The organism is Cupriavidus sp. KK10 (assembly GCF_018223725.1).
Classification (GTDB): domain Bacteria; phylum Pseudomonadota; class Gammaproteobacteria; order Burkholderiales; family Burkholderiaceae; genus Cupriavidus; species Cupriavidus necator.
The window spans coordinates 3824826-3839378 of record NZ_CP073677.1 but is presented as its reverse complement, the minus strand read 5'-3'; the positions used below and the strand labels follow the sequence as shown (position 1 = coordinate 3839378).

Annotated in this window: 12 protein-coding genes; 6 read left to right on the top strand and 6 right to left on the bottom strand. The window is 68.0% G+C overall.

Going from position 1 to position 14553, the window contains the following annotated elements:
- Window positions 1–76: 76 nt before the first annotated feature.
- Genes KB879_RS17945 through KB879_RS17925 form a run of 5 tightly spaced genes read right to left on the bottom strand, consistent with a single transcriptional unit; the run spans window position 77 to window position 4746 of the window.
- Window positions 77–1102 (bottom strand): GNAT family N-acetyltransferase, encoded by a 1026-nt coding sequence (locus KB879_RS17945; protein ID WP_013951756.1) that lies wholly within the window; start codon window positions 1100–1102, stop codon window positions 77–79.
- Window positions 1099–2166, bottom strand: a complete 1068-nt coding sequence (locus KB879_RS17940; RefSeq protein ID WP_153954320.1) for a hypothetical protein — start codon at window positions 2164–2166, stop codon at window positions 1099–1101. The genes KB879_RS17945 and KB879_RS17940 overlap by 4 nt, the downstream gene beginning before the upstream one ends.
- On the bottom strand, window positions 2163–2915 hold the full coding sequence (locus tag KB879_RS17935; protein ID WP_153954319.1) for a phosphatase: 753 nt from the start codon (window positions 2913–2915) through the stop codon (window positions 2163–2165). Before KB879_RS17935 ends, KB879_RS17940 begins: the two co-directional genes overlap by 4 nt.
- Entirely contained in the window at window positions 2915–4099 is a 1185-nt protein-coding gene (locus KB879_RS17930; protein WP_013951753.1) for a DegT/DnrJ/EryC1/StrS aminotransferase family protein, read from the bottom strand. The genes KB879_RS17935 and KB879_RS17930 overlap by 1 nt, the downstream gene beginning before the upstream one ends.
- Window positions 4100–4146: 47 nt before the next feature.
- Window positions 4147–4746: a sugar transferase gene (locus KB879_RS17925; protein ID WP_013951752.1), complete on the bottom strand. Its 600-nt coding sequence runs from the start codon at window positions 4744–4746 to the stop codon at window positions 4147–4149.
- A gap of 254 nt (window positions 4747–5000) precedes the next feature.
- Between KB879_RS17925 and KB879_RS17920 the strand changes: the two genes are divergently transcribed.
- The 6 genes from KB879_RS17920 (at window position 5001) to KB879_RS17895 (ending at window position 12974) form a co-directional block, all read left to right on the top strand.
- The gene (locus KB879_RS17920; protein ID WP_194946820.1) at window positions 5001–6140 is read left to right on the top strand and encodes a glycosyltransferase; all 1140 of its coding nucleotides are present in this window, start codon (window positions 5001–5003) and stop codon (window positions 6138–6140) included.
- The gene (locus tag KB879_RS17915) at window positions 6118–7281 is read left to right on the top strand and encodes a glycosyltransferase family 4 protein (RefSeq protein WP_153954317.1); all 1164 of its coding nucleotides are present in this window, start codon (window positions 6118–6120) and stop codon (window positions 7279–7281) included. The genes KB879_RS17920 and KB879_RS17915 overlap by 23 nt, the downstream gene beginning before the upstream one ends.
- A gap of 149 nt (window positions 7282–7430) precedes the next feature.
- A complete protein-coding gene (locus KB879_RS17910; protein WP_228772429.1) occupies window positions 7431–8708 on the top strand; it encodes a nucleotide sugar dehydrogenase in 1278 nt (425 codons plus the stop codon).
- Between the two features lie 60 nt (window positions 8709–8768).
- Window positions 8769–9854: an NAD-dependent epimerase/dehydratase family protein gene (locus tag KB879_RS17905; RefSeq protein WP_153954315.1), complete on the top strand. Its 1086-nt coding sequence runs from the start codon at window positions 8769–8771 to the stop codon at window positions 9852–9854.
- A gap of 19 nt (window positions 9855–9873) precedes the next feature.
- Window positions 9874–11868 (top strand): asparagine synthase (glutamine-hydrolyzing), encoded by a 1995-nt coding sequence (gene asnB, locus KB879_RS17900; RefSeq protein ID WP_211979520.1) that lies wholly within the window; start codon window positions 9874–9876, stop codon window positions 11866–11868.
- Window positions 11856–12974 carry a glycosyltransferase family 4 protein gene (locus tag KB879_RS17895; protein WP_013951746.1) on the top strand — a complete coding sequence of 373 codons (1119 nt, stop codon included), beginning with the start codon at window positions 11856–11858 and terminating at the stop codon, window positions 12972–12974. Before asnB ends, KB879_RS17895 begins: the two co-directional genes overlap by 13 nt.
- Here KB879_RS17895 and KB879_RS17890 read toward each other — a convergent pair.
- Window positions 12937–14439, bottom strand: a complete 1503-nt coding sequence (locus KB879_RS17890; RefSeq protein WP_228772428.1) for a hypothetical protein — start codon at window positions 14437–14439, stop codon at window positions 12937–12939. The genes KB879_RS17895 and KB879_RS17890 overlap by 38 nt on opposite strands.
- Between the last annotated feature and the right edge of the window lie 114 nt (window positions 14440–14553).

The window sequence follows — 14553 nt, the reverse complement described above, 5'->3', positions numbered from 1 at the left end:
AGCGCTGCTTGCCAGACACGACAGCCGCCTCAAAGGGCGGCTGTCGTTCGTCATCCGTGCCCCGGCCCTGCCGGGCCTACCGTCGATAGGCAGGGAAGTATCCGCTCAGATCCTCAAGCACCGAGGGCGTGCCGTCGCACAGCGCCAGGTACTTGCCGGGATCCACTACCACCCGCTGCGTGCGGAATACATGGGTGTCCGGCGAAAACCCGCGCTTGAAGCGGAACAGCGAATCCTCGGCCGAGCCGCCGAGGCCACCGCCGAGGTGGTAATAGCGGTGGCCCTGCTCCCGTCCCCACTGCCGGATAGCGTGCAGCATGATCTTGCTGGGCTGACGGTGCCGGTAGCGTGCGTCGATACCCATCAAGTGGCCCTGCAGAATGCCGGTGCCGTCAGACACCGTGACGGTCGCCCCGCCGATGATGACGCCATCCTCCTCCGCCACGAACAGCCGCAGCCGGTCGCCGAGCTCCCGGGCCAGGGTGTAGTGGTAAGCGTCGTCGAAGAAGTAGTAGTCGGAAGCACGCAGCCGGTCCATCGACGCGTTGTAGAGACGGATGAAATGCGGCAGCGTTTCCAGCGTCTCGTCCAGCCGCACCGTGACCCCCGCGCGCATGGCCTTGGAGATCTCCAGCCTGTGCCCGTGCGAGGTGTCGTGCCAATGCTCGGCCTCGCTCTTGGAGAGGTCGATCGAGATCGTCATGCCATGATCGATCAGCGTGCCGACGGCGCTGCGCCATGGCGCGTTGACAATCGGATTCAGCCGGATGAAGCATGAAACACAGCCGCGCCCGCGCAGCAGTTCCAGGGCCTCGGACAAGGCGGTGTCAATGAACGCGTCCGGCGCGTCGTCGCTGACGAGCGGGCCGGCAAACCCGTAGGGCGAGCTTGCATCCCAGTCCTTGCCGTTGATGTCGCGGTTCAGCAGCGGCACGAACAGTTCATGGCCGTCATCCATGACGTGGATGGCAAACGCCTTGCCACTGCCTTCATGTTGCGCCGCCCGCAGCCATCCCGGCATATGGTGGCTGTCGTGCCGGCAACGCTGCAGCACGTCGAGCCACTCGGCGCTGGATGTCTCCAGCAGATTGATCTTCATCATCGTCGGTCCTCGTCGGAAGTATCGGGATTTGCGGCAATGCTGGCGGCGATCTGCAAGATGATCTCGCCGAGGCGCCCGATGTCGTGCAGGCCGTAGCGGTAGTCGGCATGAAGGACCAGTATGCGCCCGCACAGGCGGTGGTTGTCCTCGGGAACGCCGGGCCAGGTCATGGGCCAGAGCACCGCCGGATAGACATCCGCGCCGATCAGCCGTTGCCGGACGCGCTCGCGCTGCGGCGCATCGGCGCACAGCAGGATGCCAAAGGCCGGCGTTTCCCGCCATTGCATGCCGGCGGGCAGGGCGGCGTGCGGGCCGGCGAAACAGCGGGCCAGCAGCGCCAGGTTCTCCTGCCGCCGCTGCCGCATCCAGCCAAGATCGACGGCCGGCGCCAGCACGCGCGTCAGCGCCGATGGCCCGGAGATTTCGGCATCGCTGCGCAGATTGCCCTCGGCCTCGGCGGCCAGCGCCAGGTAGGCCGCCTTGGCGACCTGCGCGCCGGCCAGGTACGCCGCCTTCATCGCCATGGCTGCGGCCATGCTGGCGGCGGCGCGCACATGTGCCGGCGTGGGCGCAAGCGAACGTGCAAACGGCTGCCCGGGCGGCGGCCGCACCAGTCCCCCGTCGGGCACCGGCAGGGTCTTGCGCAGCGACGCAAACACATAGTCCGGCGCCCGCGCGTAGGACCAGGTGGCGAGCAGGTCGTGGGAGCGGTCGAGCAGGACGCTGCCGCCCTGCACCTCCACCTCGGCCTGCAGGCCAAAGTATTCCGGAACGATCGCGGCCTCGTCGTCGCCCAGCGCAAGCTGCGCCGGGCCGCCGAACGGAGCATGCGGATACATGCGCACGTCGATGTCGCGGGCGATGTCGTCCAGCACCGCATGGCAGTAGTAGCTGGGCGCATAGAGCCGCCGCCATCCGTGCGAGCGCCCGTGCGCCACCATCGCGCGCAGCGCATCGCGGCCGGTGCCGGTCAGCAGGTCGCCCGGGCGCAGCCAGGCCTCACCGCCCAGGGGGACGGCGGGGTCGAGCGGGAAGAATGAGCCGAATTCCGTGGCAGATTTCATGGGTGCCGTCCAGCGCGCTCAATGAGAACTTCATACGACGGCCATGCGCTGTGATGCCGGCGCCGATGGGGGACCTGCCCTGACGTGTCTCTCTCACTCCAAAACCCGACGGAGATGACCCGCCTTCCCGTTGCCGGATCCGGGTCGATGCTGCGCCAGTATTCGCCGGTCGCTCCCGTCCAGAGCATGACGCGGCTGCGCAACGCGCCCTGCAAGTCTTCGACGGCGTCGCGCGGGTCGAACAGCAGCGCCACCGGCACCAGCAATGCCACGGCCGCGCCGACGTGCAGAAAGCCAACCGGCCGCCAGCGCCACAGGGTCACCCCGGCAACGGCAAACCCGACCCCCAGCCCGATGAGCGACTCACCGATCGTATGGTGAAAATCCGTCACCAGCACCACGGGCATGAACAAGGCCAGCCCCACCCCAGTCGCCAGTCCGAGCCATGCCATCTGCCTGCCCAGCACGGAACCCAGCAGCATCAGCAGCACCGGGTACACCGCTGCGGTCAGCATGGCGTGCCCGCTGACGCTGTAGACGCCGATGGTCGGAAGGGACCAGCCGGCGTAGCTGAACGCGGACTTGGCCGCCATCAGCAATGCGCCGCCGACGCCGAACGATACCGCCCAGCGCAGCGCGCGCCAGCCTTGCCCGGCCACGACGAAGCAGACCGCGACCCAGGCCACCAGCGGCAATGCCACGCGGCTTTCGCCGAAATAGAGGTAGTGGTTCCACAGGAAAGTCGCCATCAAGCCGCCACGCGCGTTGCCTGTTGCATCACGCTGCGCACCACCTGCCCGGTCATGCGCACTTCATCATCCGTGAGCGTGGGATGCACAAGGAACATCAGGCTGGTCTCGCCCAGCGCGCGCGCTGCCGGCAGCCGTGCAGGCGGGCGCAATCCGGTGCCGTCGAAGGCCTTCTCGAGGTAGACCTCGGCACAGATGCCCGCATAACAGGGCACGCCGGCGGCATTGATGGCAGCCATGATGCTGTCGCGGCTCCAGCCCTCGGCGAGGCCCCTGGGCTGCACGAACGCATAGAACTTGTACCAGGCATGCTCGATCCCGGCTGGCGGCAGCGGCACGTGCAGAGCATCGCAAGCACCAAGCGCATCTGCCAGCGCCATGGCGTTGGCGGTGCGCCGTTCGTGCCAGTCAGCCATGCGCCGCAACTGGATGCGGCCGATCGCGGCCTGCATCTCGGTCATGCGCCAGTTGGTGCCGAAGGCGTCGTGGACCCAGCGGAAGCCTGGTGGATGCGCGCGGCCATGCATGGCCTCCCAGCTCTTGCCGTGATCCTTGTATGACCACATGTGCGACCACAGCTCGCGATCGTCGGTGGTGACCATGCCTCCCTCGCCCCCTGTGGTCATGATCTTGTCCTGGCAGAAGGACCAGGCCCCGATATGGCCGATGGTGCCGACCATGCGTCCCTTGTAGACGGCGCCGTGCGCCTGCGCGCAGTCCTCGATCACCTTGAAGCCGTGCTCGCGCGCCAGCGCCATGATGGGGTCCATGTCGCACGGCATACCGGCCAGGTGCACGCAGATGACGGCGCGCGTGCGCGGCGTCAGCGCGGCCGCGATGGTGTGGGCGCTGAGGTTGCCGCTGTCCGGATCGACGTCCGCGAACACCGGCTTCGCCCCCGCATTGACGACGCACGAAACGCTGGCCAGGAAGGTGCGGGGCGCGACGACCACCTCGTCGCCCGGCCCGATGTCCAGCGCATGCAGCGCCACATCGAGCGCCAGCGTTCCGTTCGCCAGGGTGACGGCGTACTCGGCGCCGCACCATGCCGCGAACTCCTTTTCGAAGTCGCGGCACTCGGTGCCGGTCCAGTAGTTGACACGGTTCGAGAGCAGCACGCGCTGCACTGCCTGCGCCTCTTCGCGGCTGAAGCTGGGCCAGGGCGAGAATCCGGTATCGAGCATTGGCAATTCCCCAAGGGTTGCGGTGCGGGCCACGGCGCCCATGGCGTCTATGGCGCCTCCTTGCTCCCGCAGAAGCGGGTCGCCGAGACTTCGCCGGCGGCACTGATGTCTTCCTTGGCCAGCACCGTGCCGATGGTTCGCCACAGGATCCTGAGATCGAGCCAGAACGACTGGTGATCCACGTACCAGACGTCCAGCCGGAACTTCTCCTCCCAGCTCAGCGAATTGCGCCCGTTGACCTGCGCCCAGCCCGTGATGCCCGGCAGGACCAGCAGCCGCCGCGCCTGTTCTGGCGAGTAGAGGGGCAGGTAGAACGTGGGCAGCGGGCGCGGCCCGACCAGGCTCATCTCGCCCTTCAGGACGCACCAGAGCTCCGGCAGTTCGTCGATGCTGGTGCGCCGGATCATCCAGCCGAACGGCGTGATCCGTTGCGCGTCGGGCAGCAGTTCGCCATCGGGACCGCGCTCATCCGTCATGGTGCGGAACTTGATGACTTCGAAGGGCTTGCCGTCGAGGCCTGCCCGCGTCTGCCGGAAGAAGACCGGACCGCCAAGCTTCCAGCGAACCAGCCCCATCACGACCAGCAAGGGCAGCGCCAGCACCACCAGCGCCACCGACGTGAGGACAACATCCAGAACGCGCTTCATGATCGATTCCCGCCGCCTGTGCCATGTACAGGAGATATGAAATCCGATTCGCCCGTCCCTGTGAACCACCCGAGCGCGCGGGAACGTGTCGTACACCACAGAACCTCGCCGGCCGTCATGGCGCAGGGGGCAAGCGCCTGCGTTCGACGCCGAACAGATGCCGCGCTCCGGCAGCGGTAGCGTGCCTGGGACCGCATCAACCATGCCGAGGAGACAGGATGGACCAGAGCCAATCCGGAAAGCCAGCCGGGCCAATGCGGATCACCCTGCTCATCACCTGCCTGCAGATGGGGGGCGCGGAACAGCAGGTGGCCGCGCTCGCGCGCCAGTACCTGTCGCTGGGACACGCGGTCTCAGTGATCAGCCTGATGCCGGGCTGCGAGGTGAAGCTTCCGGAAGGCGTCGAGACCCTGATGCTGGCGATACGCAAGACCCCGCTGGCATTGCTGGCCACCCTCATGCAGGTCCGGCGGTTCGTGCTGCGCTGGCGCCCCGACGTCATCCATGCCCACTTGGTTCACGCCAACCTGGTCGCGCGCCTGCTGACACGCGTGTGCCCGGTCCCCGCCACGATCTGCACGGCGCACAACTACATGGAGGGCAGCACCTGGCGCATGCTGGCGTACCGCCTCACCGACCGCTGGGCCGATCTCACCACCCAGGTCAGCAACGAAGGCCGGCAGCGCATGATCGAGGTGCGGGCGGCCCCTGAGACGCGCATCATCTACATGCCCAACGGCTTCGATACCACCCGCTACCGGCCCAGCGCTGAACAGCGCGCCGCCACCCGTGCCGGGCTCGGCCTGGGCCCGGGCGACCGGTTCGTCCTCAACGTTGGCCGGCTGGTGCCGGACAAGGCCCAGGCCGACCTCATCGATGCCTTCGCGCAGGCGTGCCCCGGGCCCGGCACGTTGCTGATGATCGCTGGCGACGGGCCGCTGCGCGATGCCCTGGCGCAGCGCATCGCACAGTACGGGCTGAGCGGGCGCGTGCGTCTGCTGGGCCAGCGGGCGGACGTGCCGGCGCTGCTGAATGCGGCGGATCTGTTCGTGCTGTCGTCCCTGATCGAAGGGATGCCGCTGGTCGTGGGCGAAGCGTTGGCGTGCGGATGCCCGGTGGTCGCCACGGATGCCTCGGGCGTCCCGGCCATGCTCGGCACCATCGGCACCCTGGTCCCTCGTGGCGATACCGCGGCATTGGCGCGCGCCATTCGCGACGCGGTCGCGCACGGGCGCGGTGAGCCTGTCGACGAAGCGGCGCGGCACCAGCATATCGCGGCGGCATTCAACATCGAGGTCATTGCCCGCGAGTGGCTGCGCCTGTATGCAAGGCTCGCCAGCGCCGGCGCGGCGCCACACGTGGAGGCCACCGATGCGGCCGCGCGCTACCAGTAGCCCGGGCCGGCACCAGGACGCCGACGCGACGGCGGCGCCGGCGATCTGCTTCCTGACCGGCACGCTGAACGTATTCGGCGGGGCCGAGCGCATGGCCGCCACGGTGGCGAACGAGCTGGCGCGGCGCGGCCACGACATCCACATCCTCAGCCTGTGCGATCCCCGCAGCTGCTTCCGGCTCGATCCGGCGGTCCGGCACGACGCCCTGTTCGATCGGCGCCCTTCCTTCCGTTCGCAATTCCTGCCCACCATCGCGCGCCTGCGGCGCTACCTCCGGCAGCACAAGATTGCGGTGCTGGTGGAAGTCGACCCCTTGCTGACGCTGTTCACCCTGCCGGCATGCCTGGGGCTGGGCATGCGCCGCATTGCCTGGGAGCATTGCAACTTCGACCAGGACCTGGGCCTGCCGCTGCGCAGCATCGCGCGCCGCCTCGCCGCACGCACCTGCGAGCGGATCGTGGTGCTGACCGAGCTGGACCGCGAGAAATGGGTACGCAGCCTGCATTGCACCAATATCGACGTCATCCCCAATATCCTGACCTTCCCCATCCCCGCCGAGCCGGCTGCGCGCACGTCCCGCACCGCTGTTGCCGTGGGGCGCCTGGCCGACGTCAAAGGCTTCGACGTGCTGCTGCAAGCGTGGGTGCCCATCGCCACGACGTTTCCGGACTGGCGGCTGCGGATCGTGGGCAACGGCGAGTTGCTCGAATCCCTGACACAGCTGCGCGACCGGCTCTGCCTGCAAGACTGCGTACACATCGAACCGGCACGCAGCGATATCGAGTCGGTGTACCGCGACGCCTCTCTCTTGTGCCTCAGTTCCCGCTTTGAAGGCTTTTCGCTGGTGTTGCTGGAGGCGATGGCATATGGCCTGCCGGTGGTCGCCACCAACTGCGAGACCGGGGTGAAGGCCATGCTCACTCACGGAGAAAACGCCCAGCTCAGTCCGGTCGACGACCCCGCCGCGCTGGCGCGTGGGATCGCGGCGGTCATCACCAGTCCCGAACTGGCGGCCCGCCTGTCCGAAGCGGGCCGCCGTCACGCACAAAGGTTCACGCCGGGCGAAATCGGCACGCACTGGGAACGCCTGCTGTCCGGCACATCCGGAGAAACCACCACCAGCGAAATCGGCATGGCATGACGCGGGCCACCACTGCCGCACGGCTGCGGGCTTGTGTACGTCAAGACACGAACCGCCGCGCACGGCACGCCGCCCGCGCACGATAATTTCAACGAGTCTGCCTTTCCATGCCGACGACGACAGGCTCGACTACTCGGAAGATCACGGTCATGGAACTCAGTCACGCACAAGTCGCCATCATAGGGCTGGGCTATGTCGGCCTGCCGCTCGCAGTGGAGTTCGGCAAGCAGCAGCCCGTGCTGGGCTTCGACGTCAATGCCGCACGCATCGAAGCACTGCGCGCCGGCCACGACGCCACGCTGGAGGTCGGCCCGGACGAGCTGCGCAGCGCGCACCACCTGCGCTACAGCAACGATCCCGAAGCGCTGAGGGACTGCCAGGTCTTTATCGTGACCGTGCCCACACCGGTGGACCGGGCCAAGCGCCCCGACCTGACGCCGCTGATCCTGGCGAGCGAGACCGTGGGCAGGGCGATGGCGCCGGGCGCCGTGGTGATCTACGAATCGACCGTCTACCCGGGCGCCACCGAGGAAATCTGCGTGCCGGTGCTGGAGAGGCACAGCGGCCTGAAGTTCAACGTGGACTTCTTCTGCGGCTACAGCCCGGAGCGCATCAACCCCGGCGACAAGGAGCACCGGCTGCCGGATATCCGCAAGGTCACCAGCGGCAGCACGCCCGAGGCGAGCGAGGCCATCGACAAGCTCTACGGCAGGATCATCGTGGCCGGCACGCACCGCGCCAGCAGCATCCGCGTGGCGGAGGCGGCCAAGGTCATCGAGAACACCCAGCGCGATGTCAACATCGCGCTGATGAACGAACTCAGCCTGCTGTTCCACAAGCTGGGCATCGACACGCTCGAAGTGCTGCGGGCCGCCGGCACCAAGTGGAATTTCCTGCCGTTCCGCCCGGGCCTGGTCGGCGGGCACTGCATCGGGGTCGATCCCTACTATCTGACGCACAAGGCGCAGGAGGTCGGCTATCACCCGCAGGTCATCCTGGCAGGCCGGCGCATCAACGACAAGATGGCGATCCACGTTGCCGACGAGGTGGTGAAGCTGATGCTGCGCCGGGGCATTCCGGTGCTCGACAGCCGCGTGCTGGTGCTCGGCCTGACGTTCAAGGAGAACTGCCCGGACGTGCGCAACACCAAGGCCGTGGACATCGTGACCACGCTGCGCAGCTACAACGCTCAGGTCGATGTCTACGACCCGTGGATCAATATCGAAGACGCCGAGCACGAATACGGCCTGTCCTGCCTGCGCGAGGCCCCGCGCAACGACCAGTACGACGCCATCGTGCTGGCGGTCGCGCACCACCAGTTCGTCACCATGGGCGTGCGGGCGATCAAGGCTCTCGGCAAGGCGCATGCGGTGCTGTTCGACGTCAAGGGCATCCTGCCGAGGAGCGAAATCGACGCACGCCTGTAGCCGCCTTGCGGTCACGCACGGAAAACCCGCCGGAAGCGGCGCAACGGAACCACCGTCCCCATGCAAGAGAACGCCTACGCGCACCTCAAGGCCCGCCTGGCCGCCGCGCCGCGCACGTGGCTTGTCACCGGCGTCGCCGGATTCATCGGCAGCAACCTGCTGGAAACGCTGTTGCGCCTCGACCAGCGCGTGGTCGGCCTGGACAACTTCTCCACCGGGCACCGCCGCAACCTCATCGAGGTCGAGGCGCTGGTGTCGCCCCGGCAGTGGGCCAATTTCCGCTTTATCGAAGGCGATATCCGCAACCTCGAGCACTGCCGCAGCGCCATGCGCTTTTGCCCGCCCGGGCGCGAGGGCGCAGCCAACGGCCTGTACCCGGTGGACTTCGTGCTGCACCAGGCGGCGCTCGGCTCCGTGCCGCGCAGCCTGGAAGACCCAATCGCGACTCACAGCGTCAATATCAGCGGATTCCTGAACCTGCTGGTCGCCGCCCGCGACGCGCAGGTCAGTACCTTCGTCTATGCGGCGAGCAGCAGCACCTACGGCGACCACCCGGGCCTGCCGAAAGTGGAAGACCGCATCGGCAAGCCGCTGAGCCCCTACGCGGTCACCAAGTACGCCAACGAGCTGTATGCCGACGTCTTCCACCGATGCTACGGCGTGCATGCCACTGGGCTGCGCTACTTCAACGTGTTCGGGCCGCGCCAGGATCCCAATGGTGCCTATGCGGCGGTGATTCCCAAATGGATCGCAGCCCTGCTACGGCACGAGGCCGTCTACATCAACGGCGACGGAGAAACCAGCCGCGATTTCTGCTACGTCGCGAACGCCGTGCAGGCCAACCTGCTCGCCGCCGCCAGCGACCACTGCGAGGGGGACAGCCAGGTCTACAACGTGGCGGTTGGCGACCGCACCACGTTGGCCACATTGTTCGAGCTGCTTCGCGACGGGCTGCGGCCCTACGGCGTCGCCGCCGGCACCGAGCCGGTCTATCGCGGCTTCCGGGCCGGAGACGTGCGCCACAGCCAGGCCGACATCGGCAAGGCACAACGCCTGCTGGGATACCTGCCCACCCACCGCGTCCGCGACGGGCTGGCCGAGGCGATGCCTTGGTACGTGCAGATGCAGCAGGCACTGAACGCCTGAGCACAACCGGGACATAGCCATGTGCGGATTTGCAGGATTTCTTGGCGGCTTGCCCGCCACCCTCGCCGACCGGGCGGACTTGCTCGCCGACATGGCCAACCAGATCCGCCACCGCGGACCGGACCATGGCGACACCTGGTGCGATCCGGACCAGCCGTTCGGGCTCGCCCACCGCCGCCTGGCGATCGTCGATCTGTCCGCGGCCGGACACCAGCCCATGACCGCCGCCAGCGGCCGCCATGTCATTGCCTTCAACGGCGAGATCTACAACCACCTGGACATCCGCGCCGAGCTGGAGCGTGCCGGCGTCGCGCCCCGGTGGCGCGGCCACTCCGACACCGAAACGCTGCTTGCCGGCATCGACGCCTGGGGCGCCGAGGCCACGGTCCGGCGCGCCGTGGGCATGTTTGCGTTTGCGCTGTGGGACCGGCGGACCTGCACGCTGACACTGGCGCGCGACCGGCTCGGCGAAAAGCCGCTCTACTACGGCTGGCAGGCAACCGGCAGGGGCCGTGCCTTCCTGTTCGGGTCGGAACTCAAGGCGCTGCGCCCGCACCCGGCGTTCGAGGGCCGCATCAACCGCGACGCGCTGTGCCTGTATATGCGCCACAACAATGTGAGCGGCAGCCATTCGATCTACCACAATGTCGCCAAGCTGCCGCCGGCGCATCTGCTGACGGTCTCGCTGGGGGCGCCTGAGCCCGTGCTGCGGCCCTACTGGTCCGGTGCCGAGGCCGCGCTTGACGGCGTTCAGCATCCTTTCGCCGGGAGCCCGGACGAAGCCGTGGACCAGCTGGAGATGCTGTTGCGTGATGCGGTAAGCCGCCAGATGATGGCGGACGTCCCGCTCGGTGCCTTCCTGTCCGGCGGGATCGATTCCTCGACGGTGGTGGCATTGATGCAGTCGCAATCGTCGCAGCCTATCCGCACCTTCTCCATTGGCTTTCATAATTCCGACTACAGCGAAGCCCCACACGCGAAGGCGGTGGCGCGGCATCTTGGCACGAGCCATACCGAGCTGTACGTCACGCCCGAACATGCGATGGCGGTCATCCCCGGCCTGCCCCGGATCTACGACGAACCATTCGCCGACTCTTCGCAGATTCCGACGCTGCTGGTCAGCGAGCTGGCGCGGCGGCATGTCACCGTTTCGCTTTCCGGCGACGCCGGCGACGAACTGTTCGGCGGCTATAACCGCTACCAGATCACGGCCGAGTTGTGGCCCCGGCTCTCGCGCATTCCCGCCCCGCTACGGGCAGCTGCGGCATGGAGCCTGACACGATGCCCGCCAGACCGCATCAACCGGATCGCAGCTGCGTTCCCCGTCGCCTCGCGCTGGGCCAATGTGGGCGAGAAGATCCACAAGGGCGCCGGCGTCATGGCGGCGCGCTCGTCGGCCGAGCTGTACCGCGGCATGGTGTCCCACTGGCCCCACCCGGAGATGCTCGTCGTCGGCGGCGCGGAGGCGGCCACGGTGCTGGACGGCAGCGCGCAGGCCTTCAGCGCCTTGACCGACGTGGAGCGGATGATGGCGCTGGACATGCTGAGCTACCTGCCCAACGACATCCTGGCCAAGGTCGACCGCGCAGCCATGCATCACAGCCTTGAGACCCGCATTCCGTTCCTCGACCACCGCGTGGTCGAATTCGCGTGGCGCCTGCCGCTGGCGTACAAGTTGCGCAGGGAAGCACGGGGCTATACCACCAAATGGGTGCTGCGCCAGGTGCTGGACCGCTATGTGCCGCGCACGCTGATCGAGCGGCCCAAGATGGGCTTCGGCATTCCGATCGACGCGTGGCTGCGCGGGCCGCTGCGCGACTGGGCCGAGGACCTGATCGACCCCCGGCGCCTGCGGCGCGAGGGCTACCTGAACACGGAGCCGATACGCAAGCGCTGGGCCGAGCATCTTTCCGGGCGGCGCAACTGGCAGCATCAGCTCTGGTGCGTGCTGATGTTCCAGGCATGGCTCGCGCACCAGACCGCACAGGAAAGGAGTCCCGCATGCGTTTCCTGATGATCGCCAGCTATGCCGAGTCACTGATCGCGTTTCGCGGCCCGCTCATCGCAGCGCTGCAGCAAAAGGGCCTGGAGGTGCATATCGCCGCGCCCGACCTGCCAGCGGGGCACCAGGTGCGCGCCGCGCTGGAATCGCGTGGCGTGGTCGTGCATCACGTCCCGCTCCAGCGTACCGGGATGAACCCGCTGGCCGACGCGCGCACGCTGCTCGCCCTGCATCGGCTGATGCGGCGGGTCAGGCCCGCCTGCGTGATGAGCTACACCATCAAGCCGGTGATCTACGGCATGCTGGCGGGCTGGCTGGCGCGCGTGCCGCGCCGCTTCGCGCTGATCACCGGGCTGGGCTATGCCTTTCGCGAGGACAGCGGCAGAAGCCGGCTGCGCGCGGTGGTGCAGCGGCTCTACGCGCTGGCGCTCAGCCGCGCCCATACGACCTTTTTCCAGAATCCCGATGACGAGGCGCTGTTCCGCCGCGCGGAAATCCTGCCGGCCGGCAAGCGTTCGTGCATTGTCAATGGTTCCGGCGTGGACGTGGCGAGCTTCGAGGTCGCGCCCCTGCCCGACGACGGCCCGCGCTTCCTGCTGATCGCCCGCCTGCTGGGCGACAAGGGCGTGCGCGAGTATGCCGAGGCCGCGCGAAGAATCCGGGCGCGGGGCGCCGGTGCGCGCTTCAGCCTGGTGGGCTGGATCGATGCCAGCCCCGACGCCATCGCCCAGGACGAGCTGGACGCATGGGTCGCGGACGGAACCGTCGACTTCCTCGGCCGCCTGTCCGACGTGCGCCCCGCCATTGCCGGCTGCAACGTCTACGTGCTGCCTTCCTACGGTGAAGGCACGCCGCGCTCTGTGCTGGAAGCCATGGCGATGGGCCGTCCCATCATCACCACCGATGCGCCAGGCTGCCGCGAGACGGTGGTTGACGGCGACAACGGCCTGCTGGTGCCGGTCAAGTCCGTGGGCGCGCTGGAGCAGGCCATGATGCAGCTGATCGAGGACTGGGAGCAAGTCGTGCGCATGGGCCAGCGCTCGCGTCAGATCGCCGAGTCCAAGTACGACGTGCGCAAGGTCAACGCCGTGATGCTGCGCGAGATGGGGTTCGAGTAGGCAGCGGCAGGCGCAAGGCGCGGGCGGCGCGCGACACGATCCTGTGCCACAGCACGCCGCCATTGAAACCATGGCGCTTGCCGTCCACCACGACGCGCCCGCCCCACGCCGACAAGGTGTGCAAGCCGTGCGGGTTGACACGATCCCCCGCCGGGCTGATGACCCCCACCGTCTCCTCCCGATAGAACTCGGGCGTGCAGTGCACGATGCGGTTGACGGCGATGGCCTGCCCGTAGCCGGTCTTGCAGACCTGCGCCACGCGCAGCAGCCCGTCTGCTTCCCGCATGACCGAGCCGGCCGCGCGCGCCGAGCCGTGGTCGAACTTGACCGGGTTCTGCGGGTGCGGCTGCCAGGGGCCGAGCAGGTTATCCGCATAGCACAGGCATACGTTGTCGAACTGCCCCATCGCGACGTCGGTGTACAACAGCCAGAAACGGCCTTCATGCGCGAAGATGGTCGGGTCGACTGCGGCCACGTCCTCCAGCAGCACCGCGACCTGCTGCCAGCGCCCGCCTTCCTCCTGCCGGTTCAGCACGCAGCGCCGGCTCTGCGAAGACTCCGCCACGCAGTACAGCGCCCCGTCATGGCGAAACAGATACGGGAACGACAGGTGCCCCGGCAGCCCGAGATCGACCTGCCCCGCGCTGGACGGCGCCTCGTGCGCGTCCAGCTTGAGCCTGACGATGCGGCCAATGTTCTGCCGCAAGTCGACTTCCTCGCAATAGATCTCGTCCGGACTGCCGGGCACGCCGAAAGGATCGGCCCAGCAGTACGACGGCATGCGAGTGCCGAGCCAGCGCACCGGCAGGCGCTGCGCGTGCACGGCGTCGGCAAACGCCATCTCGACGATGCCCACCATCCATTCCTCCACCAGCACGAATCCCTTGAGCTGGATGATGGCGTGACTGCCGAGGGCGCGCAGGCGCCAGAGCAGGCGCCGCCATGCCGGCACGCGGCCATGGCACCCCGTCCAGGCCTGGCGCCCCGACAGTCCACCCAGGGCGCGGATCTCGCGCAGGGCGCCGTCAAGCAGCGACGCACCCATGACGGCAAGCCGTTCGGGGCGAACCTTCTCGCAGGGTTCGGCATAGCCGGACGCGGTATCGACCATGACCGCATGCGAGGGCGTCCAGGCCACCAGGTGCAGGCGGATGCCGGCACCGCTGGCGTGGGTCTCCAGGCCGTGGTGCGGGTCGCCCGGGGCAAGGCCGCGCGCGTCGCACAGGCGCCACACGCCCTCTGCGGCGTGGCGGCTCCAGCCGGTATCGAGCCTGCCGGTCAGGTCGACGATGGCGGTCACCGGCCCGCCCGCCTGCAGCGCCTTCGCCCGATCGGCAGTGCTGCTCGCTTCCTCCAGCGCGTTCATGGCGCCAAGCGCGCGCTCGACCACTCGGCACGTGCCCGAGGCTTGCAGACGCTGCACCACCAACCGCTCCCAGCCTGCGGGCTCGGTTGTAGTGACCATGATAACCAGGCTCTCCCGCGCGGCGGTCTCTGGCAACAGACAGGACATGTCTTCCTCCCTGGCGATCGGGTGCAATGGCTCCTGGTATTTGGCGCCGGGATGCAGCGCCCCGAC

Coding starts and splice junctions, on each gene's coding strand:
- KB879_RS17945 (WP_013951756.1), bottom strand. CDS start 1,102: ATGATGAAGATCAATCTGCTGGAGACATCCAGCGCCGAGTGGCTCGAC.
- KB879_RS17940 (WP_153954320.1), bottom strand. CDS start 2,166: ATGAAATCTGCCACGGAATTCGGCTCATTCTTCCCGCTCGACCCCGCC.
- KB879_RS17935 (WP_153954319.1), bottom strand. CDS start 2,915: ATGGCGACTTTCCTGTGGAACCACTACCTCTATTTCGGCGAAAGCCGC.
- KB879_RS17930 (WP_013951753.1), bottom strand. CDS start 4,099: ATGCTCGATACCGGATTCTCGCCCTGGCCCAGCTTCAGCCGCGAAGAG.
- KB879_RS17925 (WP_013951752.1), bottom strand. CDS start 4,746: ATGAAGCGCGTTCTGGATGTTGTCCTCACGTCGGTGGCGCTGGTGGTG.
- KB879_RS17920 (WP_194946820.1), top strand. CDS start 5,001: ATGCGGATCACCCTGCTCATCACCTGCCTGCAGATGGGGGGCGCGGAA.
- KB879_RS17915 (WP_153954317.1), top strand. CDS start 6,118: ATGCGGCCGCGCGCTACCAGTAGCCCGGGCCGGCACCAGGACGCCGAC.
- KB879_RS17910 (WP_228772429.1), top strand. CDS start 7,431: ATGGAACTCAGTCACGCACAAGTCGCCATCATAGGGCTGGGCTATGTC.
- KB879_RS17905 (WP_153954315.1), top strand. CDS start 8,769: ATGCAAGAGAACGCCTACGCGCACCTCAAGGCCCGCCTGGCCGCCGCG.
- asnB (WP_211979520.1), top strand. CDS start 9,874: ATGTGCGGATTTGCAGGATTTCTTGGCGGCTTGCCCGCCACCCTCGCC.
- KB879_RS17895 (WP_013951746.1), top strand. CDS start 11,856: ATGCGTTTCCTGATGATCGCCAGCTATGCCGAGTCACTGATCGCGTTT.
- KB879_RS17890 (WP_228772428.1), bottom strand. CDS start 14,439: ATGGTCACTACAACCGAGCCCGCAGGCTGGGAGCGGTTGGTGGTGCAG.